At 41.1% G+C, this 1,673-nt stretch carries 1 protein-coding gene and 2 pseudogenes; 2 read left to right on the top strand and 1 reads right to left on the bottom strand.

All coding sequences use genetic code 11. The annotated features are described in order from the left end of the window. Positions 1 to 167, top strand: a pseudogene (locus tag HSISS2_RS12220) (bacteriocin immunity protein); the annotation flags it as partial. A gap of 148 nt (positions 168 to 315) precedes the next feature. Next, a pseudogene (locus HSISS2_RS07190) lies at positions 316 to 621 on the top strand (hypothetical protein); the annotation flags it as partial. 228 nt (positions 622 to 849) lie between these two features. On the opposite strand, the gene HSISS2_RS07185 reads toward HSISS2_RS07190, so the two are convergent. Then, positions 850 to 1,673 (bottom strand): threonine/serine exporter family protein (locus HSISS2_RS07185; protein WP_042767077.1); only part of this gene is annotated, 824 nt, incomplete at its 5' end.

Here is a 1,673-nt window from a genome sequence, read left to right as displayed (position 1 = left end):
GCAGAGCTATTCAAGTTCTAGCAGTCCGCAATCTTTCTAAAGGCAAATCACTGAGTTCTGGAGTGAGTGACTTGAGTAAGACACTCACAGAATTCCAAGAAAAATCAGAACGTAACTTTAATCTAGCAAGAGGATTAACATCACTCGGTAGTTTGTCTTTTAAATGATTTATCTGCTTGTGATGATTAGTAAAATGACCAAAAAGATTAACTGAATTCAACCTGCTAAGTTGGATTTAGTTGATCTTTTATTGTTCTTATCTGGAGTGTCTTGTTACCCAATTTTCGCCATTTCATTTAAGGGAAGGATTCAAGAATGACGTATAAAAGGAATCTGATAGAAGACAACAAAAGAGCTGAGAATCAGAGCTTTCTCTACTTCCTACACGAGGAGAAAAAATTTGATGTAAAAGCACTTGATGATTTGTGTCAGTATATCTCGGAACTGGATACAATTAGTTTTGAGCAGTTGAGAGATATTCATTTTATTGAGACTCAAATGCTACGCCATCTCGTGTATCATTTTGATGATAATGATTTAAGTAAGATTTCGAATCTCCCTTTTGAGTATTGGGAGTATATAGAACCCTTTGAACGCTTAGTAGCAAGTTTGTATGAGGGGGTGATGGCAAGGAATGACACTTATCCAGGTCATAATAAAGATTTGTTGGAGACTTTGAACCAACAATTTGGCTATGTTAAAGATGTTAAGGAATATTTTGATTTGAAGTAGATTTATGGAAGAGATTTTGCAGGTAGCTTCTTTTAGGGGCTACCTTTTTTGGTGTTGATTATTTAATCGAAATATCAAAAAAGCCACTGATATATAAAACCAATGGCTTTCAACAATTTATTTCTTCTTCCCTAGGACAAAATAACGGCTAGGGATTTGTTGTGTCAGACTGACGGCGATAGCAATGGTAAATGAGGCCAAGAAACAAGCTCGTAGGAAGCTGAGGCCTAGGTTTTCATTTCCAATCAAGAGAAAGTAGATGGCACGGTAGAAGCTCATTCCTGGAATGAGTGGGAACATGCTTGAGGCTAGGAAGACTGTGGCTGGACATCTACGGTAGTGGGCCAAAAAGCGTGAGGTGATAGTGACTAATAGGGCTGGGAAGAGGATGGCTAAGACTTCGTGATGGGTATTGTTCCAAATCAAGAGGTAGAGGAGCCATGAGCCGGCACCTAGGGTTCCAAGGTCAAAAAAGTATTTTTTGGGAACTCGATAAAGCACGGAGAAGGCTGCTGTCCCTACTCCTGCCATGACAGTTTGAGTCAGGACTTCTAGCCAGGAGGTAGACGGTGTTGAAAAGACGCCTGATAGTTGCTCCGCAAAGGGGAGAATGGAAATCATGGCAAGGACACCGACAGAGATCGATAGACAAGTGGAGACTCCCGACAGCATCAAGGCCAGACCACTATAGTAGTTGTTCTGGGTGAATTCTCGGATGGCATTGACAAAGTAGGCCCCAGGAATCAAAATCATCAAGGTCCCTAGGATAATGACACTACGATGTTGTCCAATGCCCAGAGTATAGAGGATATTAGCTGATAAAGCGGCAATGGCACTAGAGAGGATAATCTGCAAAAAACTGGTATGAATAAAACGGGAAAAGAGCTGCATGCCAATCCCCACAAAGAGTCCAGAGATAGCCGCAGCAGTCCCATCAATCC

This window comes from Streptococcus sp. HSISS2, assembly GCF_000448665.1.
GTDB lineage: Bacteria > Bacillota > Bacilli > Lactobacillales > Streptococcaceae > Streptococcus > Streptococcus raffinosi.
The sequence above is the reverse complement of the archived record's forward strand: the minus strand, read 5'-3'. Positions and strand labels throughout refer to the sequence as shown.